Genomic DNA, 26,968 nt, shown 5'->3' on the forward strand with positions numbered 1-26,968 from the left:
GTGTCGACATTCGTGTCGACGTCTCGTGTACGACGCACTGATCCTTTGTCGGCATCCTGACACGACGGTCACACCCGGCGTGGCGATGCCAGCAGATAGCGCGTTCTGCTCCGGGGCTCCGTGTACTCGCCGGTCTGCCAGCCCGCCCGCTCCAGGGTGGCCGCGCAGGCCCGCAGCGGCTCGCCCTCCGGTGCGTACACCGCGACCGCCTCCGGCTGCGGGGTTGCCCGCACCCGGTACCCGGGGGTGTCCGGCCCCTCGGGCGGATGCCCGGCCGCCTCCAGGGCGAGTGCGGCGGCCCGCACCAGATGCGCGCGTTCCCAGCCGCACGGCCGGTCCGTGGCGCCGTCGGGATTGGTCATCCGGCGCAGTTCGAGCAGCCCCTGCCAGGCGCTGTGGACCTCGCGGGCACGGGCGGGCCCGGCGTCGGCCGCGTCCGCCCCGCCGACCCGCGCGGCGAAGCCCCCGGTCGGCTCGGGCTCCGTCGCGGCCCGGGGCTCGGGGGCCTCCCGCGTCCGATGCCCCGCCGGCGTCAGGAAGTGGTCGTGCGGCGGGCGCGGGTGCCGGAAGGCGAGCCCGCGCCTGACCAGCGCCGCCAGCTGCGCCTCCGTACCCCGCAGCCGTCCGGTGACCGGGTCGGCGGCGTCGATGACCCGCCGCTGCGCGGCGGTGGGCGGTCGGGTCACGGTGCTCCTCCCCGGTGGTCCGTGGTCCGGAACCGCCTGACGGGCGGCCTGCTCGAAGACTACGACCGGGGACTGACAACGCGGTCCCGCTATCCGCCGGGCCGGATGTTCCAGCCCGCGATCACCGGCCGCTCGTGCTCCGTGCCCAGCCGGCACAGTGTCCCGGTCGCCAGCTGGAAGAGGGCCCCGGCGGACGGGGGCAGGCCCAGGCGGCGGGCGGTCAGGACGCGCAGGAAGTGCCCGTGGGCCACCAGCAGCACGACCCCCTCCGTGTTGGCGAGGGCCGCCTCGACCTTGGCCAGCATCCGGTCCGCCCGCTCCCCGACCTGCTCCGGGCTCTCCCCGGGATGGCCGGGCGGGCCGGGCGCCACCCCGTCCGTGAACAGGAACCAGCCGGGCCGGGTGCGCTGGATCTCCATGGTGGTCACGCCCTCGTAGCCGCCGTAGTCCCACTCCCGCAGGTCGGCGTCGACCCGGGCGTCGGGCACCCCGATCAGCTCGGCCGTCTCGCGGGCCCGCTGGAGCGGGCTGACGAAGGCGGCACCGATGCGGTGCGAGCGGATCAACGGCACCAGCCGCCGCGCCTCGTCCCTGCCGTGCTCGGTGAGCGGCACGTCGGTCCACCCGGTATGCCGTCCGGACCGCGACCACTCGGTCTCACCGTGCCGGACGAGAAAGACATCAGCCATACGTCAGAGGCTATGAGCCCAGCGTTCCAGTTCGGCGAACTCACGCGCCCGCAGGCCGTGCCGCGGATCCACCGGAAGGAGCAGTGCGGGCCCTTCGTGGTGCTCGGCGACATGGCGGACGTCGAGTTCGGTGACCATGTCGTCCACCCACACGAACGGCCGCCCGGCCGCCCACGCCACGACCGTCCGCGTCTTCCAGTACAGGCCGTCCGGATCCGTCGCGAACAGCTCCGGCCACTCGATGACCGGCAGCTCGGGCAGTCCGATGACCGGCCCGATCATCTCGTTGGCCTGATGCATCCAGGTGGTGGCCCAGGCCAGCTCGTACGGCAGTGCGAGCAGCCGGGCCCCGTGCCCCGGGTGCAGCCGCACCCGCAGCCCCCGGCGCAGCCTGCGGGAGCCGGGCCGCTGGCGGGCGGACCAGTTGGCGGGGTGCAGCCGGCGGGTCACGTACCCGCGGTGCCGCAGGAACAGGGCCCGGAAGGGGTTCAAAGGGCCGTCGACGTCGAGGAGGAGCAGGGGGCGCTGGGTCATGGGGAGGGCTTACCCGGACAGCCCTGCCGTCCACTACTGCCGATAGCCGCTCAGGAACCGCCCGATCCGGCCGATCGCCGTCTCCAGGGTCTCCGCGTGGGGGAGGGTGAGGATGCGGAAGTGGTCGGGGGTGGGCCAGTTGAAGCCGGTGCCCTGGACGACCTGGATCTTCTCCTGGAGCAGCAGGTCCAGGACGAACTTCTCGTCGTCGTGGATCGGGTGCACCTTGGGGTCGATGCGCGCGAAGGCGTAGAGGGCGCCCTTCGGCTTGACGCACGAGACGCCGGGGATCTCGTTGAGCTTCTCCCAGGCCACGATGCGCTGCTCGTACAGCCGGCCGCCGGGGGTGACGAGTTCACGGATGGACTGGCGGCCGCCGAGCGCGGCCTGGATGGCGTACTGGGCGGGGGCGTTGGCGCACAGCCGCATGGAGGCCAGCATGGTGAGGCCCTCCAGGTAGTCCTTGGCGTGCTGCTTCGGGCCGGTGACGACCAGCCAGCCCGAGCGGAAGCCGGCCACCCGGTACGTCTTGGACAGGCCGCAGAAGGTGAGGACGACCAGGTCGGGGGCGAGGGCCGCGACGGAGTGGTGGACGGCGTCGTCGTACAGGATCTGGTCGTAGATCTCGTCCGCGAAGACCATCAGGCCGTGCCGGCGGGCCAGGTCGAGGATGCCCTCCAGGATCTCCTTCGGGTACACCGCGCCGGTCGGGTTGTTCGGGTTGATGATGAGCACGGCCTTGGTGCGGTCCGTGATCTTCGACTCCATGTCGGCCAGGTCCGGGTACCAGTCGGCCTGCTCGTCGCAGAGGTAGTGCACCGCCTTGCCGCCGGCGAGGGTGGTCACCGCCGTCCAGAGCGGGAAGTCGGGGGCGGGGATGAGGATCTCGTCGCCGTCCTCGACGAGGGCCTGGACGGCCATCGACACCAGCTCGGAGACGCCGTTGCCGAGGAAGACGTCGTCGACGCCCACCTCCAGGCCCAGGGTCTGATAGCGCCCCGCTACCGCCCGGCGGGCGGAGAGGATGCCGCGCGAGTCGGTGTAGCCGTGTGCCTGCGGGAGCATCCGGATCATGTCCTGGAGGATCTCCTCCGGCGCCTCGAAGCCGAACAGCGCGGGGTTGCCGGTGTTCAGGCGCAGCACGCTGTGGCCCGCCTCCTCCAGCGCGTTGGCGTGCTCGATCACCGGTCCGCGGATCTCGTAACAGACCTCGCTGAGCTTGTTGGACTGCCGGAACTCCATGCGCCCCTCCGGGAACTCGTGTTGCTTGGTTTTACCAAGTAGGAGCTTGGAAAGTCCAACATCTTGTCTAGACTGCGTCGCATGTCACCTCGCCGAAGCTACGACCAGTACTGTTCCGCAGCCCGCGCCCTCGACGTCGTCGGCGACCGCTGGACCCTGCTGATCGTCCGGGAGCTGCTCGCCGGTCCCCGCCGCTACACGGACCTGCACGCGGATCTGCCGGGGGTCAGCACGGACGTCCTCGCCTCCCGGCTGAAGGACATGGAGCGGGACGGGGTCACCACCAGGCGGCGGCTGCCCCCGCCGGGTGCGGCGTACGTTTACGAACTCACCGCGCGCGGACGGGAGTTGCTGCCGGTGCTGCAGGCGCTGGGCAGGTGGGGAGAGCCCGAACTGGGCGAGCGCCGGCCCACCGACGCGGTACGCGCCCACTGGTTCGCGCTGCCGCTGCTGCGGGCCCTGGAGGGCGAGGGGCTCGTCGAAGTCCGGCTGGGGGAGGGGCACTTCCACCTCCACGTCGGCGCGGAGGACGGCTCGGTGTACGGCGACGGCCCCGCCCCGGCCGAGCCCGACGCACGGCTCGTCCTCGACACCGGGACGGGTACGGCCCTGGCCCGCGGCGAACTGGACCTGCCGGAGGCGGTACGGACCGGCCGGGTGACGGTGACCGGGGACGGGGCCCTGGCCAAGGAGCTACGGGAGGCCTGACGACGGGGCGTGCCCCGGACTCCTACGCATCCGTCGGCCGAACCGACGGAACCGACGGAGCCGGCCGGGTCGGCCGGGTCCGGGTGGGCCACCGAGCCGTCATCCGGGACCTGGATTTCTTCAGCCGGCCGCGTCGGCCGAGTCCGGGGGTGGCGCAGGGCCGTCATCCGGGGCGTCTTCCGGACCTGGATCTTTTCAGTCGGCCGGACTCGGCTGTGTCCGGCGGGCGGTGCAGGGCCGATGCCTGAGGCCTGGACCTTTTCAGCTGACGGAGTCGGCCGAGTCCGGGGCGGCGGCGAGCCGTCACCCCGGACCTGGACTTTTCAAGTGACCGAGTCGGATGGGCGGGTGGGCGGACCGGCGGTCAAACCCCCCGCGGCCGCCCCGCCCCCCGCGTCAGCGCATACCCGCCGATGCCCGCCAGTGCGGCCAGCACGCCGCCGATCCCGGTCCACACCCAGCGGTCGGTCCACCAGCCGGAGGACCAGCCGTCGTCGGGCTCGATGGAGGACAGCACCGCCGACTTCGTCGAGGAGGAACTGTCCTCGTCGGACTCGGAGCCGGACTTCACGGCGATTCCCGGCACCAGCGGCTTCGCCAGCGAACCGTCCACCGCCGCCGAACCGCCGATGTCCTTGGAGCCGACCTTCACCTCGGCGCTCACCGGCTGGCCGAGGTCCGCCGAGGTCAGGTTCACCACCGTCAGCCGGATGTAGTACGTGCCGGGCAGCGGGTCGTCGGCCCACGGCTCCGACCAGGCCCGGACGGTACGCATCACACAGGCCAGCTCCACCGAGGCGGTGCCCTGCGCGGCCGTGCGGGTCTGCGCGCCGTACTGACAGGCCTGCCGGCGCCGCAGCCCGTCGTACACGTCGAGCTGCCAGGTCTGCGCGGCGTGTGAGTCGGGCAGCTTCACCGTCGCCTTGACGTCCGGGCGCTGGCCGGCGTCGGCCGGGAAGGACCAGTACAGGTAGTCGCCGGTCGATCCGCCGGCCGTCGCCTGCTGGCCCTGGTCGATCTCCGTCGCGGTACGGAAGGACGTGCCCGCCTGGGTGGGCGCGCCGCTGTCCTCCGAGGCGCTCGGCGAGGGCGAGGAGTCGGCCGCCGCCGGACCCGCCGCAAGGCCCACCGCCAGCAGGGCGGCGCTCAACACACGTGTGATCGACATCAGTTGGTCCTCCAGACCGCGACCCGCCAGCGGGACACCCAGCCCCACACCAGACCCGCGAGGAAGCCGGTCAGCACCAGTGCGCCGAGCAGCCACCAGCCGCGGCCGAGACCGAAGGAGGCGACGTCGCTCGCCTTCGACGGCCCGTCCACCACGTCGACCGTCAGCTCGACCGGCAGACCGGGGCTGGTCTTCACCCCGGACGCGGCCGAGAAGGAGTTGGTCACCTGGAGGCAGACGGTCTCCGGGGTGGTGTCCTCGTCGTCGTCGCTCTCGGCCTTCGGGTAGCGCAGCCCGGTCGAGATGACGTCCGTACGGCCAAGCCCCGACGCCTCGCCCCGCACGATCTCCCGCCCGTGCACGGTCACCGCGCGCAGCAGTACGCCGTAGTCGGAGTTGACGGCCCGGTCGGCCGCGACGCTCACCGAAGCGCGCAGCTCCTGACCGGGGTTGACGTCGACCTTGTACCAGCGCTGCTGGCCGAACTCCTCGCGGTCGGTGTACAGCCCCGACTTCAGCGCGGGCGCGGACGAGCACTGGTCCGTTCCCTCGGTCGCCACCGGCGTGACCACGGGGTCCGCCGCCCGGTCCACCAACTGGCCGACCCGGTCGGTCAGTTCCTCCTTGTGCTGGACGGAGGTGTACGTGCCGCCGGTCGCGTCCGCGATGCAGCTGAGCTGGTCGCGGGTCTTGGCGTCCGGCACCAGGCCGAGCGTGTCGATGGTCAGCCCGACGCCCTTGGCGGCGATCTCGCGGGCCACCTCGCACGGGTCCAGCGGCTGGCAGGTGTCCTCGCCGTCGCTGATCAGGACGATACGGCGGGTGCCGTCGCCGCCTTGGAGATCGTCGGCCGCCTTGAGCAGCGCGGGGCCGATCGGGGTCCAGCCGGTCGGCGAGAGCGTGGCGACGGCGGTCTTCGCCTCGGTGCGGTCCAGCGTGCCGACCGGGTACAGCTGCGCGGTGTCCTTGCAGCCCTCCTTGCGGTCGTTGCCGCGGTAGTTGGCGCCCAGCGTGCGGATGCCGAGCTGGACCCCCTCGGGGGTCGCGTCCAGCACCTCGTTGAACGCCTGCTTGGCCGCGGCCATCCGCGTCCCGCCGTCGATGTCCGCCGTCCGCATGGAGCCGCTGACGTCCAGCACGAGTTCCACCTTGGGGGCGGCCTGTGCGGTCTCGTCGGCGACCGCTTGGCCGGGGAACGCGATCCCGGCCGCCAGGGCGGCGAGCAGAGCGCAGACTCCTGCCGCCGGCCGATGTGTTCTGATCATCGGCGGATCCTATTGATCAATGGTGCCGGGCTCCAAAACGGGGGCCGGAGCCCGAAACCGGAGTGACCGGCAGGCCGACGGAGTGCGGCGGGCGGGCCGGTGCGATCCGCGATCACCGGGCGGGTGCCGGTTGGCGGGCCATGGCGGTCACCGGGCGCCGGCGAGCGGGTTCGGCAGTGCCGCCCACTGGTCCCCGGGCACCTCCGGCGACAGCCGCATCAGGGTCAACGCCTTGGCCGGCAGCGGGCCTTCGAGCAGGGCCGTCAGGTCGGGGGAGGCGGGCAGGTGCCGTACGGCCGCCTCCAGGGCCGTCGCCAGGGCCGGTCCGGAACCCGCCGTGCCCGCCAGGGCGCCCGCGACCAGGGAGCCGAACAGCTTGCGGCGCAGAGTCGTTTCGTCGTCCGTGACCAGGCGGCCCGTCAGGCCGGGCGGGGTGATGCCATGACGGCTGAGGCGGGCGGGACTGAGGCGGATGTCGGCCAGGTCGCGGTAAACCAGCCGGAGGGGCGCCCCGGTCCCGGAGAGCACCACGAGAAGGTTCTGGCCGTGCGCCTCCAGGGCCACGCCCAGGTCCAGCAGCCGCAGCCCCACCGTCAGCGCGAGCCGGGTGAACTCGGCCAGCCAGGACGGTGATTCGGGGAGGGCGGTGGCGGCCAGCGCGGCCACCGGGAGGACCCGCTCGCCGGGCGCCGCGTACGCCTGCGGCGACTCGCGCAGCAGCGCCGCCAGATCGGGGGAGCCCGCGGTCACCGCGCCCAGGGTGCGGGTGACGTGCAGGAGGCCGTCCGAGCGGGTGGCCAGGTCCGTTGCGAACGACGACAACGTCGCCGCCGCGCCGACCGAGTACGCCGAGATGTCCCGCACGGACGAGGTCAGCCGGGAAGTGAGCGCGGTCTTCACATGCGGTCCGCCGGGGAGTGCGAGCGTACGCAGGGACATCAGGGGATGCGCGTCCCGCCAGTGCCCGGCGGAGCCGCCCTTCAGGACATGGGCGCTCTGCCACGGGTGCACGGGGATCAGCAGCCGCTCCCCGTCCCGGAGTTCGTCCGGCCAGTCGCCGGTCAGCAGGCAGTCCCCGGCCGCGGCCGGGACCGTCTCCAGTCGTACGGCCGACCGGTGCTCCGGCCCGTACGCGAGCTGTTCCGCCGCCGAGAAACCGGGCCGGGACCGGCAGTTGGGATGGAAGGGGTGCCCGTCGACGACCCGCTGCTCCCACTCCCAGTCGCGGTCCGGCCACTCCTTAGAGGGAAACTCCCGGTCGGCCCGCGAGAGCGCCAACGACGCGGCACTGTGCCCGAGTTCGGCCGCGAACCCACCCGAGTGCGGCCACCCCAGATCCGTCATCAGCCGCGCCGGATCGACGTACGCCACCCCGTCCAGACGTACGGCGGTCACATACGCGTCGGTGGCGTACGGATCCGCCCGCGGGCCGTGCAGCGCCCGGCCGTCGGCCAGCCACAGGGCCAGGCTGTGCGCCCCGCGCACCCGGCGCGCCACCCACGGCAGCGGTTCGTGGGCCAGCGCCCGCCACAGCCGGGTCAGCACCGCCGCCCGCGCACCGGGCAGCTCGGCCTCGTACCGGTGGACGAGGTCCGGCCGCACCTCGGCCAGCTCCGCTGCGAGCCGGGTCTCGACGGGGGAGGGACGGTGCACGGGAGGGCTCCTCGGGGACGGGTACGAGGTTCATGATGACCGGTGACGGGCGACATACTGATCACGATCGGACTCTGTGGACGCAGAGAACGAGACGCAGAGAACGAATGGAACGCGTGGACCTCATGCCCCCCAGCGACGCAGTCGGCGAACGCGCCGACGCGTACGCTGCCGCACCCCTGCTCAACTGCCTGCTGCGGGAGGTGGCCCGGCCGCTCCCGGACGCCGGGGAAGGGCGGCCCCGGGTCTACCGGCTGCCCGGCGGCGGCCGGCTGCTGCGGGTGCGCGGCGACCGCCGGCCCGCCGCGCCCGAGCTGTACGCGGACGGCACCTGGCACCGCATCGGCCACGCCGAGCTGGTGAAACTCGTCGCCGAGGAACTGCGCCGGCACACCGGGCTGTCCAACGGCGACCTGCCGACGGAGATGATCGACAGCCGGGACGCGGTCGCCGCGCTGCTCACGGCACGCGCCCGGGCGACGGCGCCCGACGACCCGTATCTGCGTTCGGAGCAGTCCCTCATCACCGGCCATCCCTACCATCCCGCCCCCAAGGCACGTGGCGGCGGCCCGGTCGCCGCATGGTTGCCGTACGCCCCCGAGGCGTACGCCCGGTTCCCGCTGGTGCTGCTCGCGGTCCGCGAGGACCAGGTGGTGGAGGAGGGCGACACGGCCGCGCTGGACGCACTGGACACGTCGGCCGCCGTACCGCGGGGCTACCGGCTGCTGCCCGCGCACCCCTGGCAGCTGGATCTGGTCGCCCGCGACCTCGCCCCGGCCTTCGCGGACGGGCGGCTGCTGCGCCTCGGCGAGAGCGGCTTCACGACCTGGCCGACGGCCGCGATCCGCACGGTGTACGAGCCGGAGCGGGATCTCTTCCTGAAGTTCAGCCTGGACGTCCGGATCACCAACGACATCCGCCGCCTCTGGGCGCACGACCTGCGCAGACTGCGCCGTACGAACGCGGCCGCGACCGCCGCGTTCACGGCGATGGACGGGCCCGCCGGCTGGCTCGGAGACCGCGGCTACCGCACCGCCCGCTTCGCCTTCGAGGAGCTCGCCGTGCTGGTCAGGGACGGGCTGCGCGGGGCGCTGCTGCCGGGGGCCACCCCGCTGCTCGCCGCGGGCCTGGTGGAGGGCTTCGACGGTGACCCGCTGGCCGCTGCGGCGGACCCGGGCGCCTGGTGGGAGGCGTATCTGCGGGCGGTCGTACCCCCGGCCCTCACCGCCTTCGCCGAGCACGGCGTCGTCCTCGAAGCGCATCTGCAGAACACCCTGGTCGCCGTCGACGCCGACGGTACGCCGGTGCAGGCGCTGTACCGGGACGCCGAAGGGGTCAAGCTGCTGGCCGACGTGGAGCGGGCCGCCGGGTGGGAGCGGCTGGTGTACTGCCTGGTCGTCAACCACCTGACCGAGGTGGCCGCCGCGCTCGCCGAGCACCACCCCGGGTTCGATCCGTGGCCCGCGGCACGGCGGGAGCTGGCCCGGCATCCGCTCCCGGAGGTGACCGACCTGCTGGCGTCCCCGACCCTGCCGGGCAAGACGAACCTGCTGCTGCGCTGGACCGGGGCGGACGGCGCCGACGCACGCTATCTGCCGCTGCCGAATCCCCTGGCCTGACATCGCGGGCCAGGCCGACGGCGGGCATGACGGCACGTCACGCGTGAACCGGACCAAACGGCTCCACGCATGTGCATGATTGTGGCTTCTGCTGCCATACGTCATATTTCATATGCCGTTGAATGGGATGGAGTCGGTGCCGTGGCGTTCGCGGAGTCGGCCGGTGGTGATGAGCCGGTGTCCTCTCCCGAGTCGGCTCCGGAGTCCGGGCGACGGCCCTGGGCACCGCTGCTGGCGGTGTGCGCCGGGTATTTCATGGTGATCCTGGACGTGACTGCCATCAACGTCGCCGTGCCGGTGATCGGCCGGGAACTGTCGGCCTCGCTCACCGGAATCCAGTGGATCACCGACGGGTACACCCTGGTCTTCGCCGGGTTCCTGCTGGCCGGTGGCGCGCTGGGGGACCGGGTGGGCAACCGCCGGGTCTTCTGCGCGGGCGTGGCGGTGTTCACGCTGTCCTCGGCCGCGTGCGCGCTCGCGGTGAACGCCCCGTTCCTGGTCGCGGCCCGGCTGGTGGAGGGGTTCGGTGCGGCTCTGATCGTGCCCGGCTCCCTGGCCCTGCTCCAGCAGGCCTACCCGGCGCCGGCCGCACGCTCGCGGGCCTTCGGACTGTGGGGTTCGATGGCCGGCACCGCGGCCGCCGCCGGTCCGCTGCTGGGCGGGCTGCTCGTCTCCACGATGGGCTGGCGCTGGGTGTTCCTCGTCAACCTGCCCGTCGGTGCGGCCTGCCTGGCGCTGACGCTGCGGCATGTGGCGCGCTCGCCCCGGCGCGCCGACCGGGCCCTTGACTGGCCGGCGCAGTGCGCGGTGGTTGCGGCCGCGGCGCTGTTGACCGCGGCGCTCAACGAGGCCGGACGCCGGGGCTGGTCCGATCCGGCCGTTCTCGCCGGGGTGGGCCTGGCCGCGCTGGCCGCCGTGGCGTTCGTGGTGCGCGAGCGGCTGGCCCGCTCTCCCGTCCTGCCGCCGAGCCTGCTGCGGTCACGCGCGCTGAGCGGAGGAGCCGTCATCGGCCTGCTGTTCAACTTCGGCTTCTACGGCATGGTGTTCACCGCCAGCCTGGAATTCCAGCACCAGCGCGGCTTCAGTGCCCTCGGCACCGGGCTGGCGCTGTTCCCGGCGGTGGCGATGACCATGTTCGCCTCCGTCCTGTCCGGGCGGCTGGCCCGCCGAACCGGCGATCGTCCGCCGGTCGTCTCCGGGATGCTCCTCGCGGCCCTGGGGCTGGCCGGGTGGGCCGCGGCGGGAGCCGACCCCGCCTACCCGGTGCTGGTGGCCCCGATGATGGCCGCGGGGTTCGGTACCTCCTTCGCCCTCACCGGTACGACCGCCACCGTGATGGGAGCCGCGCCCGCGGCGTACTCGGGCGCCGCCTCCGCCCTGTTCAACACCACCCGCCAGATCGGCAGCGCCACCGGCGTCGCGCTCGGCGGCAGCCTGCTCGCCACCGCCACCGACTACACCACCGGGCTGCGCATCAGCATGGCCGTCGGCGCGCTCGCCTACCTGGCCGCCGCGGCCCTCGCATGGCTGTGCGTGCCGGCGGTGCCGAAAGAGACCTAGGCGTGACCTAGGCGTGCTTACGGCCGCCGGACAGGTCAGAGGCGGCGGGCGCGGGCCAGCAGTGGCCGGTGAGGAGGCAGGTGGCGGCGGCGACGCCCAGCATGACCAGCATCCAGGGCCAGGCCGCGCCGAACCCGAGGAGCGCGGCGTCGCGGATGCAGCGCACGCCGTAGGTGACGGGGTCCGCCCAGGAGAGCCACCGCACCACCTGGGCCATCCGTTCGGCCGGATGGAAGGACGGGCTCGCGAAGAGCAGCACGGGTGCCAGCACGTTGATGGTCACCGTGAAGCGCTGGAAGTCCGTGAACAGCGTGGCGGGCGACAGGTAGAGGCCGTTGAAGGCCATCGAGGCGACGACGACGGCGCAGAGCGCGGCAAGCCGGTGGTCCGGTGGCCAGTGGAAGTCGAACAGCAGCAGCGCCACGACGAGTGCGGCCAGGCTCTGCAGGAGGACGAGCAGGGTGCTGACGGCCGGCTTCCCGATGACGTAGCTGCTTCTGCGCAGGGGATACGACCACAGCTCGATGTCCATACGGCCCATGCGCTCCTGGAAGAGCGAGGTCGCCGCCGTGGTGGCTGCGGAGAGTGTCGACGAGAGCAGCAGCGCGGGGACGGCGAACTCGGCGTAGGCGACGGAGCGGTCCGCGTACCGGACACTTCCCACCAGGCGGGACAGGGAGGTGGCGAAGAGCAGCAGGTAGATCGCGCTCGGGGCGATGGCCAGGAGCAGGTTGGTGCGGTTGCGGGTGAGGAGCACGTATTCGCGGTACGCGGTCGCGACCGCGTCAGCACGCAGCGGTTGACGGATCATCTGTGGTGCCCACCAAGGCGAGAAAGGCGTCTTCCAACGAGGGCTCGCGGTAGTCGACGGCGTCGATGCCGATGCCTCGGGCCCGTGCCTCGTCCACCAGCGTGGGCAGCCGGGCGCGGGTCTCGTGCCCGGTCACTTCGAGGCGGCCGTCGAGGGGCGTGACGCGCAGCCGTGCCGCGTCGAGAAGCGCGGCCAGCCGGTCCGTGTCCCCGGGCCCCGCCGGCGTCAGCAGAGCGGTGCTGCGGTCGAAGCGACGGGCGAGGTCCCGCGGGGCGGCGAACTCCAGCAGCCTGCCCTGGTCGAGAATCATGACCTGGCGGCAGTTGCGCTCGAGTTCCTCGACGTAGTGGCTGGTCCACAGCACCGTCGTGCCCTGCCTGCGGCACAGGTCGTCGAGGAGTTCCCAGACCTGGCGGCGGCCCCTGACGTCCAGTCCGGCGGAGGGCTCGTCGAGCAGGAGCAGCCGCGGGTCGCCGAGGAGCGCCCTGATGACCTGGAGGCGTCTCAACTCGCCGGAGAGCGTGAACACGAGTTGTGCCGCCTTGGTGTCGAGCGCGAAGGCGGAGAGCAGTTCCGCCACCCGGTGCCGTGCTTGCCCGCACCGCCACCGGCTCGGGGGTCGGCGCCGAACACCCGCACCGTTCCCCGAGTGGGCACCGTGACCCCGCAGACGAGCTTGGCCAGGGTGGTCTTGCCCGCTCCGTTCGGGCCGAGCAGTCCGCTGACCGAGCCGGGTTCGAGGGCGAAGGACACGTGGTCGACGACGTTGTGTGCTCTGCCCGGGTACCGCTTGACCAGGTCCTGCACACGTACGGCGGCGGTCATACGACCAGCCCCCGGTCCTGGAGCGACGCGAGGAAGGCGTGCACGTCCCGCTCCACGATCCGGCGCCTGACCGCGTCGTCGCCGGCGTGGCGCCGGACCATCTCGGCACCGATCTCGTCGGCACCGCGGCCTTCGGACAGCAGGAGCCAGATCTCGGCCTCGGTGGCGTTGAGCGTCTGGAACTCGCCCGACCGGGCGTCGTAGAGCCGCACTTCCCCGTCGCCGGGGATCCACACGACATCCGACGCGATGTCGAAGGGCACGGTCTTGTCGTTCATCGGCCGACTCCGACGACGGGAAGGAGGCGACGGCCCACCGTGCGCCAGTCCTCGTGGACCGGGTGGGTGGAGTCGTCCCTGACCAGGTGCGGACGCATCATCTCGGCCTGGAACTGGTGAAGTTGTCCCCTCGTCACCCCGGTCGAGAGCCACCGGTCGGTGACCATGGACTGGCGGAGAACACGGCACAGATGACGGCCGTTGCGGTTGATGTCGCCGCTCTCCGCCATGTGGTACGCCCGGCAGCCGCCGCCGCAGGCTCCCCGGATGTAGCACCGGCGGCAGTCCTTGAGGTTCTCGCCGCTGAAGACGGTGTTGGAGCGCATGTCGGCGAGTACGGGAGACGCGAACAGCTCGGTCTAGCGGAAAACGGGAGTCACCGGCAAGGAGGAGCTGGTGGCGTCTCGGTCCCGTTGAACCTCCGAGGCCGTCGGTTCCGGTGTACGACCCCGCGGGGCGGTACGGGCATGGGCGGCCCCCACTGGCACGGCTGTCGACCGGGCTGTCAGTGCAGGCGGATAGAGTCCCGCCCGAAACTCGCGCGTGACCGGAGAAGGAGTCCTGTCGGTGAGAACCACACCACCCCGGCCTGTCGACATCGCGTCCGTGTTCCCGGAGCTGGCTCCGCTGGCACGGCAGGCGGTGCGCCTTCACCCACGCCCCGGTGAGCCGACCGTCCACGAGAGTTCCATCGGCGGCCCGCTGCTGTGGCCGGCCGGCGAGGAGTGGCCGGTCTGCACGGAGGAGCACCACCACTACGGCGAACTCCCTGTCTCCCTCGACGATGTCCGTCAAGGCCGGGCGCTGCTCGAAGCGGCCTGGTTGCGTCCGCGCGCTCCCCGCGAGAACCTCCTCGATCCCGGCCAACGGGCGTACCTCGACAGACTCCAGACAGGACATCCGGCACATCCCGGGCCGAACGCGCTGCTCCCCGTCGCCCAGCTCTACCTGCGTGACATACCCGGGCTTGCCGGCCCCGGGGGAGCGGACCTGCTGCAGGTGCTGTGGTGCCCCCTGGATCACGCCGGGGGACTTCCCGCGGCCCACCTCGTCTGGCGAGACTCCGGGAGCGTCGGCAGACTGCTCGTCGATCCGCCGGAACCGGTCGATGTGGATCATTACGGGAACTACGTTCCCGAGCCGTGTGTGCTCCATCCCGAGGTCGTGACCGAGTACCCCGCGCCCCATGAGTTGCCCGAGGAACTCGCGGAGCGCCTGTACGACTGGGGATGCAAGCAGTGGGCCGAGGAGGACCCGGAGGAGGCGTTCAGCCCCGGCAGCGCCTACTACCAGTACGAGCACTCCGTCGCGCCGGGGTGGAAGGTCGGTGGCTGGGGCCCGTGGAGCTTCTGCGACCCCTGGCCCATGCACTGCGATGTCTGCAAGGCCGCGTACCAGCCGCTGCTCACCGTGAGCTCCGGAGAATGGGACGGCGGGAGCGGCAGCTGGATCCCCCTCGAAGACCAGGAGGGACCTTCGGCGCCCGTCGGGCTGCGTAAACCGTCGGACCCGCCGATGGTGCTGATCGGCCGCGGATACAACATGCAGATCTACGTCTGCCCCACGTCCTTCGACCACCCGCACCTCGAGAACATGCAGTGAGCCTGCGGTGAGCCTTCCGCCGGCCTCATGGCTCGGGCACTCGTTCCCGGCCGTCACGCTTGGTTACTATGCTCACTTCATGCCGGAGGCCGGAAACAAGGGCCGCACGGCCATCGACGGCGGATTGCACCGCCTTGGAGCCGACCGTGGAATATAAGGCAACTGAGTCGTTGGGCGCTGGAAGATGTTGAGAGAGGTTACTGCCGCCCGCTATGTCGAACCCCTCCACTCCGGAGGCTCGGTGCCCGGGGTCGTCGAGGCCGATGACCTCGGTACGTACGTCGTGAAGTTCACCGGGTCCGCGCAGGGGCACAAGGCGCTGGTCGCCGAGGTGATCGTGGGGGAGCTGGCGAGGGCGCTCGGGCTGCGGTTCCCGGAGCTGGTCCTGGTGCACTTCGACCCGGCGATCGCCGGGGACGAGCCGCACCAGGAGGTGCGCGACCTGCACGCGGCCAGCGGCGGAGTCAACCTCGGGATGGACTTCCTGCCCGGTGCCGAGGACTTCACCCCGCAGATCGCCGAGGTCTTCCCGGTGGACCCGCTGGAGGCGGGCCGGATCGTCTGGCTGGACGCGCTCACCGTCAACGTCGACCGCACGGTGCACAGTTCCAACCTCATGGTCTGGCCGACCCTCGGCATCGCACCCCCGCGCCTGTGGCTCATCGACCACGGCGCCGCCCTCGTCTTCCACCACCGCTGGGACACCTCGGCCCCCGGGAAGGCGTACGACTTCCGTCATCACGCCCTCGGCCGGTACGGCCCCGACACCCGGGCCGCCGACGCCGGACTCGCGCCCAGGGTGACCGAGAAGCTGCTCCGGGACGTCCTCGCCGAGGTCCCGGACGCCTGGCTCACCGACTTCGGCACGCCCGACGAGATGCGCGAGGCCTACGTCGGCTACCTGCTGGCCCGGGTGCGGGCCTCCGCCGAGTGGCTCCCCACCGACTTCCCGGGCCGCGACCAGCTCGCGGCCGAGGAGGCCGCCCGCGCGGCCAGGACCCGGCAGGATCGCCCGGACTGGCTGAAGCGGGTTCCCGACCTGCACGGCAAGCCCGCGGCCCAGCAGGACTGGTCCGTACACCTCGGCTGACCGGCAGCCGGCGTGACGAGACCGAGCCGTCCCCACCGGCCCCGTGCGACGAGGAGCTGCCGCCGCACGTCCGGAGAACGGGCCGGCGTCAGCCCGTTCCGCCGTCGTCCACGAGCAGCCGGGCGATGCCCTGCTCGCTGAACACGTCCCGCAGGGCGAGGACGATGCCGCCGTCCAGCGTCGACGTGCTGTCGGGCGAGGTCGTGGTGATGACCAGCGCCCGGGTCGTCAGCGGCAGGGCACGGCGGTACCCGACGGCGCGCACACCCGACAGGAGGTCGTCGCTCAGGTCGTTGAGCGGGCGTGGTCGCCGAACTCTGCACGGACGTCGTCGTGATGTACAGCGGCCGCACGGTCGAGAAGGGCACCGTCGAACAGGTCTTCACCCACCCCCGCCACCCCTACACGGCGGCCCTGCTCGCGGCCATGCCCCGCATCGACGACGCCCGCGACGACGCCCGCGACGGCGCCCCGCTGCCCGCGATCCCCGGCACCCCGCCCGACCCGGCGGCCCTCCCGCCCGGCTGCGCGTTCGCCCCGCGCTGCCCGCTGGCGGAGGACGCGTGCACCCAGGCACCCCCCGACCTTCGGGAGATCGGGAACTCGGGCCAGACGGCAGCGTGCTTCGTGTCCCAGCGCGGGGTCGACGTCGCCGCGGCCAGCACCAGGGACCAGGCGGCCCCGGCACCGCGACCCGACGCCCCCGGAACGGACGTACCCGTGCTGGAGATCCGCGACCTGCGGGTCGACGTCGGATCCCGGCGGCGCGGACTGTTCCACCGCGCCCCCCCCGTGTACGCCGTCGACTCGGTCAGCCTGACCGTGCACGCGGGCCGCATCCTGGGGCTGGTCGGCGAGAGCGGCTGCGGCAAGTCCACGCTGTCGAGGAGCGTCGTCGGCATCAACCCGGTCGCCGGCGGGTCGGTCCTCGTCGACGGCACCGACGTCAGCGCCATGCGCGAGGCGGACCTCGCCCGGGTCCGGTCCTCGGTGCAGTACGTGTTCCAGGACCCCTACGCGTCCCTGAACCCGCGGCGCACCATCCGCCAGTCCCTCACCGAGGCCCTCGGCCTGCGGGGCATCGGCGGGACGGAACTCGAAGCCGAGGCGCGGGCGCTGATGGAGCAGGTCGGGCTGCGCCCGGAGCACCTCGACCGCCATCCGCACGCCTTCTCGGGCGGCCAGCGCCAGCGGATCGGCATCGCCCGGGCGCTGGCCCGCCGGCCGCGCACCCTGGTCCTCGACGAGCCGGTCTCCGCGCTGGACATGTCGGTCCAGGCCCAGATCATCAACCTGCTGCAGCGGCTGCAGGGCGAGCTCGGCCTGGGGTACCTGTTCATCGCACACGACCTGTCGGTGGTACGGCACCTCAGCGACACGGTGGCGGTGATGTACCTCGGCAGGATCGTCGAGTACGGCGACGTCGCCGACGTCTACGGCAACCCGCAGCATCCCTACACCGCCGCGCTGCTGTCGTCGTCACCGGCGGCGGACCTCGCGGCACCCGAGCGGGAGCGCATCGTGCTGCGGGGCGACCTGCCGAGCCCGGCGAACCCGCCCTCCGGCTGCCGGTTCCGCACCCGCTGCCCGATCGGCCCGCTGACGCACCCGGAGCGGACGGTCTGCGCGGAGACCGACCCGCAGCTCGTGCTCACACCGGCCGGACAGCGGGCCGCCTGCCACTTCGCCGGTGAACTCGCCGTGTGATCACGTCCGGTTACCATGGCCGGATGAGTGACAGTCGGCGCGTCGAGATCGAGTACTGCACCCAGTGCCGCTGGCTGCCGCGCGCGGCCTGGCTGGCGCAGGAGCTGCTGACCACCTTCGAGACCGAGCTGACGGAGCTGGCGCTGAAGCCGGGCAAGGGCGGCGTCTTCGTCGTGCGGGTCGGTGACGAGGTCGTGTGGGACCGGCGCGAGCAGGGCTTCCCCGAGCCCACGGCCGTGAAGCAGGCCGTACGCGACCGAGTGGCCCCGGGTAAGTCCCTGGGCCACTCGGACAAGCCTGCGTCCTGAGGGATCAGCCCCTGAGCTGCTCGTACGCGGGCAGCGTCAGGAAGTCCGCGTAGTTCTCGTCGAGGGAGACGGTGAGCAGCAGGTCGTGGGCCTGCTGCCAGTGACCGGCCGCGAAGGCCTCGTCGCCGGTCTCCGCGCGGATGGCGGCGAGTTCCTCGGCGGCGATCTTGCGGGCCAGCTCCGGCGTGGCCTTCTCGCCGTTCTCGAACTCGACACCGGCGTTGATCCACTGCCAGATCTGCGAACGCGAGATCTCCGCGGTGGCCGCGTCCTCCATGAGGTTGAAGATGGCCACCGCGCCGAGTCCGCGCAGCCACGCCTCGATGTAACGGATGCCCACCTGGACGGCGTTGACCAGACCCGGGTAGGTCGGCTTCGCCTTCAGCGAGTCGACCGCGATCAGGTCGGCGGCCTCGACGTGGACGTCCTCGCGCAGCCGGTCCTTCTGGTTCGGCTTGTCGCCGAGGACCCGGTCGAAGGACTCCAGGGCGATCGGGACCAGGTCGGGGTGGGCGACCCAGGAGCCGTCGAAACCGTCGTTCGCCTCGCGGTCCTTGTCGGCGCGGACCTTCTCGAAGGCCACCTTGTTCACCTCGGCGTCCCGGCGGGACGGGATGAAGGCCGCCATGCCGCCGATCGCGTGCGCACCCCGCTTGTGGCAGGTGCGGACGAGGAGTTCGGTGTACGCCCGCATGAACGGGGCGGTCATCGTCACGGCGTTGCGGTCCGGGAGGACGAACCGGGGCCCGCCGTCACGGAAGTTCTTCACGATGGAGAACAGGTAGTCCCAGCGTCCGGCGTTCAACCCCGAGGCGTGGTCGCGGAGTTCGTAGAGAATCTCCTCCATCTCGTACGCGGCCGTGATCGTCTCGATCAGCACGGTGGCGCGGACGGCGCCCTGCGGAATGCCGACGTAGTCCTGGGCGAAGACGAACACGTCGTTCCAGAGCCGGGCTTCGAGGTGCGACTCGGTCTTCGGGAGGTAGAAGTACGGTCCCTTGCCGAGGTCGAGCAGCCGCTGCGCGTTGTGGAAGAAGTAGAGCCCGAAGTCGACGAAGGCGCCGGGGACCTGCTCGCCGTCGACCTCGACGTGCCGCTCGTTCAGGTGCCAGCCGCGCGGTCGCATGACGACCGTCGCGAGCTCCTCGTTCGGGCGCAGGGCGTACGACTTGCCGCTCGCCGGGTCCGTGAAGTCGATGGCCCGGGTGTAGGCGTCGATCAGGTTCAGCTGGCCGAGGACGACGTTCTCCCAGGTCGGGGCGGAGGCGTCCTCGAAGTCCGCGAGCCAGATCCGGGCGCCCGAGTTGAGGGCGTTGATGGTCATCTTGCGGTCGGTGGGACCGGTGATCTCGACCCGGCGGTCGTTCAGCGCCGCGGGGGAGGGCGCCACCCGCCAGGAGTCGTCCGCGCGGACGGCGGCGGTCTCCGGGAGGAAGTCCAGGGTCGAGGTGCGGGCGATCTCGGCGCGGCGTTCGGCGCGGCGGGCGAGGAGTTCGGCACGGCGTGGCGAGAACCGCCGGTGCAGCTCGGCCACGAAGGCGAGTGCCGCGTCGGTGAGCACCTCCTCCTGCCGGGGCAGGGGCGCGGCGTCGACGAGGGCCGGCGGAGACGGCGCTGGTGCGGACATGAGCTGTCACTTCCTTCAGCGGTGGCACCGGGTGCCAGTCGTTCCGGGTAGAACGAAGCGCACCCGATCAGGGGGCAGGCGCTTCTGAACAGTGGATACTAGTTTCCTCATCGTGGAAGTTCAATGGTTTGTTGATATCGAGATTCTCCGAGTCGAGCCAAGTTGGCGCTCAGTGCCATCCCGTTCACTCAAGGTGGCCCAGGTCCGCCTCCGTGTCGATGTCGTACGGCTCGGCCACGTCCCCGCACTCGACGAGCGTGATCGCGTCCTCGTGGGCCTTGAGATAGGCGCGGGCGCCCCGGTCGCCGGTCGCGCTCGCGGCGATCTCCGCCCAGTGCCGGGCGCCGAACAGCACGGGATGCCCGCGCACCCCGTCGTAGGCGGCCGACACCAGTGACGACTCGTCCCGGAAAGCGGTGGCGACCCGAGCGACCGCAGCCGCCCCGATGCCCGGCTGGTCCACCAGCGACACCAGGGCCGCCCGCACGCCCGACCCGGCGAGCGACTCCAGCCCGACCCGCAGTGAGGACCCCATGCCCTCCGCCCAGTCCGGGTTCTCCACGACCGCGCAGCCGCCCAGCTCGGCCCGTTCCCGCACCTCGTCCGCACGGGCCCCCAGAACCACGTGCACGGGCCCGCAGCCGCCCGCGCGCAGCACCCCGACCGCGTACTCCACCAGCGGTCTGCCCCGATGTGTCAGCAGCGCCTTGGGCCGACCGCCGAGCCGTCTGCCACCGCCGGCGGCGAGCAGCAGCCCGGCGATCCGGTCATGCGTGTCCGTCATGCGTCCTGCATACCCGACGCGGGGGCGGGCGGGCGGTTCCGAAGGACTGAAATTCGGTCCGCGCTGTAGCGCTTTCCGTATGGGAGGGCGTTTACTGACCCGCGTCCCCGGGCGCCCGACCACCGTCCTGGGCACCTGGAGAGGGGGGAGAGCTGTGTTGCGGAGCTTGGGGCAGAGGCCAGTGACCGGCAGTGACGAGGATCCGAGGGTGACGGAACTACGCACGGCGGTCTCCCGGCTGCGCCGCGAACTGGCCGCCCATCCGGCCGAGTTCCCGGACCGCGTGATAGCCGAGGACGAACTGGCGGCCCTGGCGGCGATGGCGACGGGCGGCATCCCGGAGATCCCACGCCTGCGCCGATCCCTGTTACTGATAGCGGGCGCGATCGGTTCGATGAGCGCCCTGTCACGCGGCCTGTCGGACGTACGCCAGGCGGTGGACCTGTTCGGAGAGCCCAGACGTTGAAACGCCGCCACGATTGCCGACCTGGGGGCGCGGGGAACTGCGCGACCAGCCACACACAACCCGCACCCGCCAACGGTGCAGCGGCCCCAACCCCTTAGGCTCCTGAGCTCACCAACGCCTCGGACAACTCAACGGCCACCTGCTGAAGCACCGGCACGATCTTCTCGACCGCCGCCTCCGTGACCCGCCCCGCAGGCCCGGAGATCGAAATGGCGGCCGCGGTCGGCGAATCGGGCACGGACACCGCCAGGCACCGCACCCCCACCTCCTGCTCGTTGTCGTCCACGGCGTACCCCAGCTGCCGCACCTCCGCCAGGGCGTCCAGGAACCCCTCCGGAGTGGTGATCGTCTTCTCGGTCGCCGCGGGCATCCCGGTCCGCCCCAGCAGCGCCCGCACCTCGGCGTCCGGCACATTCGCCAGCAAGGCCTTGCCCACCCCCGTGGAATGCGGCAACACCCGTCGGCCCACCTCGGTGAACATCCTCATGGAGTGCTTCGACGGCACCTGCGCCACGTACACGATCTCGTCCCCGTCGAGCAGCGCCATGTTCGCCGTCTCCCCGGTCTCCTCGACCAGCCGTGCGAGGTACGGCCGCGCCCACGTGCCGAGCAGCCGGGACGCCGACTCGCCGAGCCGGATCAGCCGGGGCCCGAGGGCGTACCGCCGGTTCGGCTGCTGCCGTACGTAACCGCAGACGACCAGCGTGCGCATCAGCCGGTGGATCGTCGGCAGCGGCAGCCCGCTGCTCGCGGACAGCTCACTGAGACCCACCTCGCCGCCCGCGTCCGCCATCCGCTCCAGCAGATCGAAGGCGCGCTCGAGGGACTGGACCCCGCCGCCGCTGGACTTGGCGGAGTCGGTGGTGCTGGCGCTGGACGTCGGCACGGCGCGTTCCTTTCGGGACTGGCGGGAAGGGCAGAAGCCTACCCGGCAGTCGGTTGACTCCCTGATCGTGCGTAGCTACGTTCTGCTTGACGGAATTGTAATTCCGCTTTGTGGAAACGTCCAGAGTGGGCGCCCGTGAGGCCCCGAGAAGCAGTGTGCCCTTGACGGCGCGGGGGCGGGAGTGAAGACTCCTTCAACAGAACGTTGAATTCCGTTACATGGGTGTAAATCCCGTTTCCCGGAAGTAAAACGGCGGCAGAGAGAGGGGTTCGGGTGTCCGACGCTGAACTGGTGCTGCGCTCGACGCGCGTCATCACCCCGGAGGGGACGCGGGCCGCCTCGGTCGCCGTGTCCGCCGGGACGATCACGGCCGTACTGCCCTACGACGCTCCCGTCCCGGAGGGTGCCCGCCTGGAGGACTTCGGCGACGACGTCCTGCTGCCCGGTCTGGTCGACACCCACGTCCATGTGAACGACCCCGGCCGTACCGAGTGGGAGGGCTTCTGGACCGCCACCCGCGCGGCGGCGGCCGGCGGCATCACCACCCTGGTCGACATGCCGCTCAACTCCCTGCCCCCGACCACGACCGTCGAGAACCTCCGGGTCAAGCAGCAGGTCGCGGCCGACAAGGCGCACATCGACGTCGGCTTCTGGGGCGGCGCGCTGCCCGACAACGTCAAGGACCTGCGTCCGTTGCACGAGGCCGGCGTCTTCGGCTTCAAGGCGTTCCTGTCGCCGTCCGGGGTGGACGAGTTCCCGCATCTCGACCAGGAGCAGCTGGCCCGTTCGCTGGCCGAGATCGCCTCCTTCGACGGCCTGCTGATCGTGCACGCCGAGGACCCGCACCACCTGGAGGCCGCCCCGCAGCAGGGCGGCCCGAAGTACGCCGACTTCCTCGCCTCCCGCCCCCGCGACGCGGAGGACACGGCGATCGCCCAGCTGATCGCCCAGGCGAAACGCCTGCACGCGCGCGTGCACGTCCTGCACCTGTCCTCGTCCGACGCACTGCCGCTGATCGCGGCGGCCAAGGCGGACGGCGTCCGCCTCACCGTGGAGACCTGCCCGCACTACCTCACCCTGACCGCCGAGGAGGTCCCGGACGGCGCCAGCGAGTTCAAGTGCTGCCCGCCCATCCGGGAGGCGGCCAACCAGGACCTGCTCTGGCAGGCGCTGGCCGACGGCACCGTCGACTGCGTGGTCACCGACCACTCGCCCTCCACCGCCGACCTCAAGACGAGCGACTTCGCGACCGCGTGGGGCGGTATCTCCGGTCTCCAGCTCAGCCTCGCCGCCGTATGGACGGAAGCTCGTGAGCGCGGGCACGGTCTTGAGGACGTGGTCCGCTGGATGTCGGCCCGCACGGCCGCGCTGGTCGGCCTCGGCGACCGCAAGGGCGCCATCGCGGCCGGCCGGGACGCCGACTTCGCCGTCCTCGCACCCGACGAGACCTTCACCGTGGACCCGGCGGGCCTGCAGCACCGCAACCGGGTCACCGCGTACGCGGGCAAGACCCTGTACGGCGTCGTGAAGTCCACCTGGCTGCGCGGCGAACGCATCGTCGCGGACGGCGAGTTCACGCCTCCGCAGGGCCGCCTCCTCACCCGTACCCCCTGACCCCTTCGCCTTGCTTCCGCACCCGCAGCGGCCGACACCGAAAGGAACACCTTTGACGGCGATCCCTGCCTTCACCGGCGACGCGCACCCCTACTCCGGCGGCGACCCGTACGCGGACTACCGCACCGCCGACTTCCCCTTCACCCAGTACGCAGACCTCGCCGCCCGGCAGCTCGGTGCCGGGGTCGTCGCCGCCAACGACGAGTTCTTCGCCCAGCGGGAGAACCTGCTGGTGCCGGGGCGGGCCGAGTTCGACCCCGAGCACTTCGGGCACAAGGGCAAGATCATGGACGGCTGGGAGACGCGCCGCCGCCGCGGGGTCTCGGCCGGCCGTCCCTGGCCCACCGCCGAGGACCACGACTGGGCACTGGTGCGGCTCGGCGCCGCCGGCGTCGTCCGCGGGATCGTCGTAGACACGGCCCACTTCCGGGGCAACTACCCGCAGGCGGTGTCGGTCGAGGGCACCTCGGTCGCCGGCTCGCCGTCGCCGGCGGAACTCCTCGGCGACGACGTCAAGTGGACGACGCTCGTCCCCCGCACCCCCGTCGGCGGTCACGCGGCGAACGGCTTCACCGTCTCCGTCGAACAGCGCTTCACCCACCTCCGCGTCAACCAGCACCCCGACGGCGGCATCGCGCGCCTGCGCGTGTACGGCGAGGTCGTGCCCGACCCCGAGTGGCTCGCCGTGCTCGGCACCTTCGACGTGGTCGCCCTGGAGAACGGCGGCCGGGTCGAGGACGCCTCCAACCTCTTCTACTCGCCGGCCACCAACACCATCCAGCCGGGCCGCTCCCGCAAGATGGACGACGGCTGGGAGACGCGCCGCCGCCGCGACCAGGGCAACGACTGGATCCGCTACCGGCTCGCCGCCCAGTCCCAGATCCGCGCGATCGAGATCGACACGGCGTACCTGAAGGGCAACAGCGCGGGCTGGGCGTCGGTGGTGGTGAAGGACGGCGAGGACGGCGACTGGCGCGAGATCCTCCCGCGCACCCGCCTCCAGCCGGACACGAACCACCGCTTCGTCCTGCCGGCCCCCGCCGTCGGCACGCACGCGCGCGTGGACATCTTCCCGGACGGCGGAATCTCCCGCCTGCGGCTGTTCGGTTCGCCGACGGAAGCGGGAGCAGCGGCCCTGACGACAAGGCACCGCGAACTGTCCTGACCCTTTTGCCCGCCCACCCGTCCGACTCGCTTTCTCAGCAGGCGAACTCGACAAGCAACGACAGGCCAAGACAGCCGGGGTCGGCCAAGACGGGGCGGCCGGGTCGGTACCGTCGGCCGCTTGAGCCGCTTGAGCCGCTTGAGCCGCTTGAGCCGCTTGAGCCGCTTGAGTCCCTTGAGTCCCTTGAGTCGCCTCAGCAGCCTCGGTCGCCTCAGCTTCCTCAGCCGTCGCCCCGCCGATCCGTGGCAGCGGCCGAGCCGGATGTGGGTCCCCTCCCCCTCCGTGACAACGCGCGCACGGCGGCCCACCGGCCGCTCGCCGGGACCGGCCCGGAGGCGGTCGGCCGGGCCGCGCGCGGGGCGGTGAGGTCGCCGACCTCCGGACCCTTCGCCGATGCGCCGGCCGGGTCGGGGAGCAGCAGGCGGAAGGTGCAGCCCTGGCCGGGACCTGTGTCCAGTTCGAGCAGGCCGCCGTGCGCGTCGGCGATGGCCGACGCGATGGCCAGGCCGAGCCCGGCGGACCCCGGCGCGGTGGTCCGGGCGAGCGGTTCGGCACGGTAGAAGCGGTCGAAGACCCGGTCCGCCTCGTCGCCCCGGACGCCGGGGCCGTCGTCGGCGACCTCGACGACGCTGACGGGCAGGCCGGCCGGCAACGGCGGACCGGACCTGACCCGGTGGGGCTGGGCGGTGCCGTGGCCGGCCGTGCTGCTCAGGGCGGCCCCGACCCTGACCCGGACCTGGCTGTCGTCCGGGGTGTGGGTTGCGAGGTGGGCGCGTCGTGTCAGACGACCGTGTTCCTCGCCTCGCCGACGCCCTTGACCGTGGCGACCAGTTCCTGTCCGGCTTGGAGGGTCGCCCCGGGGCGGTCCCGTCCCGTGCCCGTGGGCCCCGGGATTCCCGTGGCGATCAGGTCGCCGGGCAGCAGCGTGACCGCGGAGCTCGCGTGGGCGATGATCGTGGCGACGTCGAACAGCAGATCCGCCGTGTTGCCCTTCCGTCTGACCCACCCGTCGACGGCGCAGCTGACCGTCAGGCCGCGGCCGGCCATCGGTGCCTCGTCGGCCGTGACCAGGGCGGGTCCCACGGCGAGGTCGAAGGTGCGGTGGGCGGTGACGGAGGTGATCACCGTGTAGCCGGCCACGTGGCCGAGGGCCTTCTCGGCCGCCACCGCGCGAGCGGGGAGCCCGACCACCACCCCCAACTGTGCACCCCAGTCGAGGGCCTGGCCGGTGTCCGGCAGACGGATGTTGTCATAGGGGCCGACGGGACGGCCGCCGTGCACGACGGAGAACGCCGGGGCGGCCGGATCCGGCCCGCCGGTCTCGCGCAGGCGGGGAGCGTAGTTGGGTTCGACGCGTACGACGTTGGCCGGTCGCGGGATCAACGGGGCATGGGAGATCTCCGACAGTCGGAGGCGGTCCCCGGAGTCGGCGGCGGCTCGCTCGCACCCGTCGCCGCCCGAGGCGATCAGGGCGCCGACGTCGCCGTAGGGCAGCAGTACGCAGTGCTGTTTCTGCAGTCGGGCGGCGGCCGTGCGACCGCGCCCCAGTCTCACGGTGCCGAGCTTCACCGGAGGCCTCCTCGGAATGGGGGTGTGTCGGGCTCACAGGCAGGTGCGGGGGAGGGGGTCGTGTGTCCTCGCGTCCCGCGCGCCTCCCTCGTCGTGCGGCCCGGTCGGCTGACACGAAACAGTCGGCATGTGAGAAGGCGCTGAGAATTACAGGTCAATTCGAGGAGAACTGAAGGTGCCCTAGAGGTGAACGAAGCTCCCCGAGGCTCGGCCGGCCCGGGCGGGCGGGCCTATGGAACCCGCGTCCTGCCCGCTACGTTCTTCTCTCGTGACCCTTCAGCAAGAAATCGTCGGCAACGCCATGCAGATGGCGGTCGTCAACCTGCACCCCGGCCAGACCGTCTACTGCGAGGCCGGCAAGTTCCTGTTCAAGACGACGAACGTGACCATGGAGACCCGGCTGAGCGGCCCGTCGGGCAACGGCGGCCAGTCGCAGGGCGGCGGTGGCGGCATGGGCGGCATGCTGCGCCAGGCCATGGGCACCGCCATGCAGGTCGGCCAGCGCATGCTCGCCGGCGAGTCGCTGGCGTTCCAGTACTTCACCTCCCAGGGCGGCGAGGGCACCGTCGGCTTCGCGGGCGTGCTCCCGGGCGAGATGCGCGCCCTGGAGCTGAACGGCACGCGCGCGTGGTTCGCCGAGAAGGACGCCTTCGTCGCCGCCGAGTCCACCGTCGAGTTCGGCATCGCCTTCTCCGGCGGCCGCACCGGAATGAGCGGCGGCGAGGGCTTCATCCTGGAGAAGTTCACCGGCCACGGCACGGTGATCATCGCCGGCGCGGGCAACTTCATCGACCTGAACCCCGCCGACTTCGGCGGCCGTATCGAGGTCGACACGGGCTGCGTCGTCGCCTTCGAGGAGGGCATCCAGTACGGCGTCCAGCGCGTCGGCGGCCTCAACCGCCAGGGCCTCATGAACGCCGTCTTCGGCGGTGAGGGCCTCTCCCTCGCCACCCTGGAGGGCAACGGCCGGGTGATCCTCCAGTCGCTCACCATCGAGAGCCTCGCCAACGCGCTGAAGAAGGCGCAGGGCGGTGACAAGCAGGGCCCGACCGGCGGACTGTTCTCGACGCACGCGGGGTGAGGGCGCGCCGGAGACCCGCCGACCGATGAGT

29 protein-coding genes and 1 pseudogene are annotated in these 26,968 nt (G+C 72.0%); 12 read left to right on the forward strand and 18 right to left on the reverse strand.

The window, feature by feature from the left end; translation table 11 throughout:
• Positions 1–68: 68 nt before the first annotated feature.
• The 4 genes from ACFWPS_RS00870 to ACFWPS_RS00885 form a co-directional block, all read right to left on the reverse strand.
• Positions 69–686 carry a hypothetical protein gene (locus tag ACFWPS_RS00870; protein ID WP_383699395.1) on the reverse strand — a complete coding sequence of 206 codons (618 nt, stop codon included), beginning with the start codon at positions 684–686 and terminating at the stop codon, positions 69–71.
• Between the two features lie 89 nt (positions 687–775).
• Positions 776–1,375 carry a histidine phosphatase family protein gene (locus tag ACFWPS_RS00875; protein WP_383699397.1) on the reverse strand — a complete coding sequence of 200 codons (600 nt, stop codon included), beginning with the start codon at positions 1,373–1,375 and terminating at the stop codon, positions 776–778.
• Positions 1,376–1,378: 3 nt separating this feature from the next.
• Complete coding sequence (locus ACFWPS_RS00880; RefSeq protein ID WP_383699399.1) at positions 1,379–1,909, reverse strand: hypothetical protein; 531 nt, start codon at positions 1,907–1,909, stop codon at positions 1,379–1,381.
• Between the two features lie 33 nt (positions 1,910–1,942).
• Complete coding sequence (locus tag ACFWPS_RS00885; protein WP_383699401.1) at positions 1,943–3,151, reverse strand: pyridoxal phosphate-dependent aminotransferase; 1,209 nt, start codon at positions 3,149–3,151, stop codon at positions 1,943–1,945.
• A gap of 81 nt (positions 3,152–3,232) precedes the next feature.
• Between ACFWPS_RS00885 and ACFWPS_RS00890 the strand changes: the two genes are divergently transcribed.
• A complete protein-coding gene (locus ACFWPS_RS00890) occupies positions 3,233–3,859 on the forward strand; it encodes a winged helix-turn-helix transcriptional regulator (RefSeq protein ID WP_383699403.1) in 627 nt (208 codons plus the stop codon).
• 364 nt (positions 3,860–4,223) lie between these two features.
• Here ACFWPS_RS00890 and ACFWPS_RS00895 read toward each other — a convergent pair whose 3' ends face one another.
• The 3 genes from ACFWPS_RS00895 to ACFWPS_RS00905 all read right to left on the reverse strand — a co-directional run bounded on the left by ACFWPS_RS00895 (position 4,224) and on the right by ACFWPS_RS00905 (position 7,945).
• Complete coding sequence (locus tag ACFWPS_RS00895) at positions 4,224–5,027, reverse strand: hypothetical protein (protein WP_383699405.1); 804 nt, start codon at positions 5,025–5,027, stop codon at positions 4,224–4,226.
• Positions 5,027–6,292, reverse strand: coding sequence for a VWA domain-containing protein (locus tag ACFWPS_RS00900; protein ID WP_383699407.1), 1,266 nt, complete (start codon positions 6,290–6,292; stop codon positions 5,027–5,029). Before ACFWPS_RS00900 ends, ACFWPS_RS00895 begins: the two co-directional genes overlap by 1 nt.
• Before the next feature lie 147 nt (positions 6,293–6,439).
• On the reverse strand, positions 6,440–7,945 hold the full coding sequence (locus tag ACFWPS_RS00905; RefSeq protein WP_383699409.1) for an IucA/IucC family protein: 1,506 nt from the start codon (positions 7,943–7,945) through the stop codon (positions 6,440–6,442).
• A 107-nt stretch (positions 7,946–8,052) separates the two neighbouring features.
• Between ACFWPS_RS00905 and ACFWPS_RS00910 the strand changes: the two genes are divergently transcribed.
• Both ACFWPS_RS00910 and ACFWPS_RS00915 read left to right on the forward strand, forming a co-directional pair.
• Positions 8,053–9,564, forward strand: a complete 1,512-nt coding sequence (locus ACFWPS_RS00910) for an IucA/IucC family protein (RefSeq protein ID WP_383699411.1) — start codon at positions 8,053–8,055, stop codon at positions 9,562–9,564.
• A gap of 141 nt (positions 9,565–9,705) precedes the next feature.
• Entirely contained in the window at positions 9,706–11,124 is a 1,419-nt protein-coding gene (locus tag ACFWPS_RS00915) for an MFS transporter (RefSeq protein ID WP_383699413.1), read from the forward strand.
• Between the two features lie 7 nt (positions 11,125–11,131).
• On the opposite strand, the gene ACFWPS_RS00920 is transcribed toward ACFWPS_RS00915, so the two are convergent.
• The 4 genes from ACFWPS_RS00920 to ACFWPS_RS00935 are packed head-to-tail and all read right to left on the reverse strand — an operon-like array spanning position 11,132 to position 13,038.
• Complete coding sequence (locus tag ACFWPS_RS00920) at positions 11,132–11,935, reverse strand: ABC transporter permease (protein WP_383699415.1); 804 nt, start codon at positions 11,933–11,935, stop codon at positions 11,132–11,134.
• Positions 11,910–12,515 (reverse strand): hypothetical protein, encoded by a 606-nt coding sequence (locus ACFWPS_RS00925; protein ID WP_383699417.1) that lies wholly within the window; start codon positions 12,513–12,515, stop codon positions 11,910–11,912. The genes ACFWPS_RS00920 and ACFWPS_RS00925 overlap by 26 nt, the downstream gene beginning before the upstream one ends.
• On the reverse strand, positions 12,440–12,760 hold the full coding sequence (locus ACFWPS_RS00930) for an ATP-binding cassette domain-containing protein (RefSeq protein WP_383699419.1): 321 nt from the start codon (positions 12,758–12,760) through the stop codon (positions 12,440–12,442). Before ACFWPS_RS00930 ends, ACFWPS_RS00925 begins: the two co-directional genes overlap by 76 nt.
• Positions 12,757–13,038 (reverse strand): PqqD family protein, encoded by a 282-nt coding sequence (locus ACFWPS_RS00935; RefSeq protein WP_383699421.1) that lies wholly within the window; start codon positions 13,036–13,038, stop codon positions 12,757–12,759. The genes ACFWPS_RS00930 and ACFWPS_RS00935 overlap by 4 nt, the downstream gene beginning before the upstream one ends.
• On the opposite strand from ACFWPS_RS00935, the gene ACFWPS_RS00940 reads away from it, so the two are divergent.
• Positions 12,937–13,158 carry a hypothetical protein gene (locus ACFWPS_RS00940; protein WP_383699791.1) on the forward strand — a complete coding sequence of 74 codons (222 nt, stop codon included), beginning with the start codon at positions 12,937–12,939 and terminating at the stop codon, positions 13,156–13,158. The two genes, ACFWPS_RS00935 and ACFWPS_RS00940, sit on opposite strands and share 102 nt — an antisense overlap.
• 119 nt (positions 13,159–13,277) lie before the next feature.
• On the opposite strand, the pseudogene ACFWPS_RS00945 reads toward ACFWPS_RS00940, so the two are convergent.
• Positions 13,278–13,364: pseudogene (locus ACFWPS_RS00945) on the reverse strand (hypothetical protein); the annotation flags it as partial.
• Positions 13,365–13,605: 241 nt separating this feature from the next.
• On the opposite strand from ACFWPS_RS00945, the gene ACFWPS_RS00950 reads away from it, so the two are divergent.
• Both ACFWPS_RS00950 and ACFWPS_RS00955 read left to right on the forward strand, forming a co-directional pair.
• Positions 13,606–14,640, forward strand: a complete 1,035-nt coding sequence (locus tag ACFWPS_RS00950; RefSeq protein WP_383699423.1) for a hypothetical protein — start codon at positions 13,606–13,608, stop codon at positions 14,638–14,640.
• Between the two features lie 184 nt (positions 14,641–14,824).
• Positions 14,825–15,730: a HipA family kinase gene (locus ACFWPS_RS00955; protein ID WP_383699425.1), complete on the forward strand. Its 906-nt coding sequence runs from the start codon at positions 14,825–14,827 to the stop codon at positions 15,728–15,730.
• An 88-nt stretch (positions 15,731–15,818) separates the two neighbouring features.
• On the opposite strand, the gene ACFWPS_RS00960 is transcribed toward ACFWPS_RS00955, so the two are convergent.
• The gene (locus ACFWPS_RS00960; RefSeq protein WP_383699427.1) at positions 15,819–15,995 is read right to left on the reverse strand and encodes a hypothetical protein; all 177 of its coding nucleotides are present in this window, start codon (positions 15,993–15,995) and stop codon (positions 15,819–15,821) included.
• Positions 15,996–16,033: 38 nt separating this feature from the next.
• On the opposite strand from ACFWPS_RS00960, the gene ACFWPS_RS00965 reads away from it, so the two are divergent.
• Together ACFWPS_RS00965 and ACFWPS_RS00970 are read left to right on the forward strand one after the other, a co-directional pair.
• Positions 16,034–17,437, forward strand: coding sequence for a dipeptide ABC transporter ATP-binding protein (locus ACFWPS_RS00965; RefSeq protein ID WP_383699429.1), 1,404 nt, complete (start codon positions 16,034–16,036; stop codon positions 17,435–17,437).
• A 23-nt stretch (positions 17,438–17,460) separates the two neighbouring features.
• Positions 17,461–17,745: a SelT/SelW/SelH family protein gene (locus tag ACFWPS_RS00970; RefSeq protein WP_383699431.1), complete on the forward strand. Its 285-nt coding sequence runs from the start codon at positions 17,461–17,463 to the stop codon at positions 17,743–17,745.
• Between the two features lie 4 nt (positions 17,746–17,749).
• Here the strand turns inward: ACFWPS_RS00970 and aceB are convergent, their stop codons facing one another.
• Positions 17,750–19,372, reverse strand: coding sequence for a malate synthase A (gene aceB / locus ACFWPS_RS00975; RefSeq protein WP_383699433.1), 1,623 nt, complete (start codon positions 19,370–19,372; stop codon positions 17,750–17,752).
• 184 nt (positions 19,373–19,556) lie between these two features.
• Positions 19,557–20,156 (reverse strand): NTP transferase domain-containing protein, encoded by a 600-nt coding sequence (locus tag ACFWPS_RS00980; RefSeq protein ID WP_383699435.1) that lies wholly within the window; start codon positions 20,154–20,156, stop codon positions 19,557–19,559.
• A gap of 154 nt (positions 20,157–20,310) precedes the next feature.
• Here ACFWPS_RS00980 and ACFWPS_RS00985 point away from each other — a divergent pair, with 154 nt between their 5' ends.
• Positions 20,311–20,622: a DUF5955 family protein gene (locus ACFWPS_RS00985; protein ID WP_383699437.1), complete on the forward strand. Its 312-nt coding sequence runs from the start codon at positions 20,311–20,313 to the stop codon at positions 20,620–20,622.
• Positions 20,623–20,716: 94 nt separating this feature from the next.
• On the opposite strand, the gene ACFWPS_RS00990 is transcribed toward ACFWPS_RS00985, so the two are convergent.
• Positions 20,717–21,508 (reverse strand): IclR family transcriptional regulator, encoded by a 792-nt coding sequence (locus ACFWPS_RS00990; protein ID WP_383699439.1) that lies wholly within the window; start codon positions 21,506–21,508, stop codon positions 20,717–20,719.
• Positions 21,509–21,781: 273 nt separating this feature from the next.
• Between ACFWPS_RS00990 and allB the strand changes: the two genes are divergently transcribed.
• Complete coding sequence (allB, locus tag ACFWPS_RS00995; protein ID WP_383699441.1) at positions 21,782–23,122, forward strand: allantoinase AllB; 1,341 nt, start codon at positions 21,782–21,784, stop codon at positions 23,120–23,122.
• A gap of 52 nt (positions 23,123–23,174) precedes the next feature.
• Positions 23,175–24,287, forward strand: a complete 1,113-nt coding sequence (gene alc / locus ACFWPS_RS01000) for an allantoicase (RefSeq protein WP_383699443.1) — start codon at positions 23,175–23,177, stop codon at positions 24,285–24,287.
• Between the two features lie 220 nt (positions 24,288–24,507).
• On the opposite strand, the gene ACFWPS_RS01005 is transcribed toward alc, so the two are convergent.
• Both ACFWPS_RS01005 and ACFWPS_RS01010 read right to left on the reverse strand, forming a co-directional pair.
• A complete protein-coding gene (locus ACFWPS_RS01005) occupies positions 24,508–24,939 on the reverse strand; it encodes an ATP-binding protein (RefSeq protein ID WP_383699445.1) in 432 nt (143 codons plus the stop codon).
• Between the two features lie 128 nt (positions 24,940–25,067).
• On the reverse strand, positions 25,068–25,856 hold the full coding sequence (locus ACFWPS_RS01010) for a fumarylacetoacetate hydrolase family protein (protein ID WP_383699448.1): 789 nt from the start codon (positions 25,854–25,856) through the stop codon (positions 25,068–25,070).
• Positions 25,857–26,124: 268 nt separating this feature from the next.
• On the opposite strand from ACFWPS_RS01010, the gene ACFWPS_RS01015 reads away from it, so the two are divergent.
• Positions 26,125–26,937, forward strand: a complete 813-nt coding sequence (locus tag ACFWPS_RS01015; RefSeq protein ID WP_350783607.1) for an AIM24 family protein — start codon at positions 26,125–26,127, stop codon at positions 26,935–26,937.
• Positions 26,938–26,968: the final 31 nt, after the last annotated feature.

It is taken from the genome of Streptomyces sp. NPDC058457 (assembly GCF_042720695.1).
GTDB lineage: Bacteria > Actinomycetota > Actinomycetes > Streptomycetales > Streptomycetaceae > Streptomyces.

Bases quoted from the DNA above. Each gene is read 5' to 3' on its own strand.
- ACFWPS_RS00970 (WP_383699431.1), top strand. From the start codon at position 17,461: ATGAGTGACAGTCGGCGCGTCGAGATCGAGTACTGCACCCAGTGCCGC.
- ACFWPS_RS00890 (WP_383699403.1), top strand. From the start codon at position 3,233: ATGTCACCTCGCCGAAGCTACGACCAGTACTGTTCCGCAGCCCGCGCC.
- aceB (WP_383699433.1), bottom strand. From the start codon at position 19,372: ATGTCCGCACCAGCGCCGTCTCCGCCGGCCCTCGTCGACGCCGCGCCC.
- ACFWPS_RS00875 (WP_383699397.1), bottom strand. From the start codon at position 1,375: ATGGCTGATGTCTTTCTCGTCCGGCACGGTGAGACCGAGTGGTCGCGG.
- ACFWPS_RS00935 (WP_383699421.1), bottom strand. From the start codon at position 13,038: ATGAACGACAAGACCGTGCCCTTCGACATCGCGTCGGATGTCGTGTGG.
- ACFWPS_RS00955 (WP_383699425.1), top strand. From the start codon at position 14,825: ATGTTGAGAGAGGTTACTGCCGCCCGCTATGTCGAACCCCTCCACTCC.
- ACFWPS_RS00930 (WP_383699419.1), bottom strand. From the start codon at position 12,760: ATGACCGCCGCCGTACGTGTGCAGGACCTGGTCAAGCGGTACCCGGGC.
- ACFWPS_RS00920 (WP_383699415.1), bottom strand. From the start codon at position 11,935: ATGATCCGTCAACCGCTGCGTGCTGACGCGGTCGCGACCGCGTACCGC.
- ACFWPS_RS00980 (WP_383699435.1), bottom strand. From the start codon at position 20,156: ATGACGGACACGCATGACCGGATCGCCGGGCTGCTGCTCGCCGCCGGC.
- ACFWPS_RS00900 (WP_383699407.1), bottom strand. From the start codon at position 6,292: ATGATCAGAACACATCGGCCGGCGGCAGGAGTCTGCGCTCTGCTCGCC.
- ACFWPS_RS00895 (WP_383699405.1), bottom strand. From the start codon at position 5,027: ATGTCGATCACACGTGTGTTGAGCGCCGCCCTGCTGGCGGTGGGCCTT.
- ACFWPS_RS00885 (WP_383699401.1), bottom strand. From the start codon at position 3,151: ATGGAGTTCCGGCAGTCCAACAAGCTCAGCGAGGTCTGTTACGAGATC.
- ACFWPS_RS00880 (WP_383699399.1), bottom strand. From the start codon at position 1,909: ATGACCCAGCGCCCCCTGCTCCTCCTCGACGTCGACGGCCCTTTGAAC.
- ACFWPS_RS00910 (WP_383699411.1), top strand. From the start codon at position 8,053: ATGGAACGCGTGGACCTCATGCCCCCCAGCGACGCAGTCGGCGAACGC.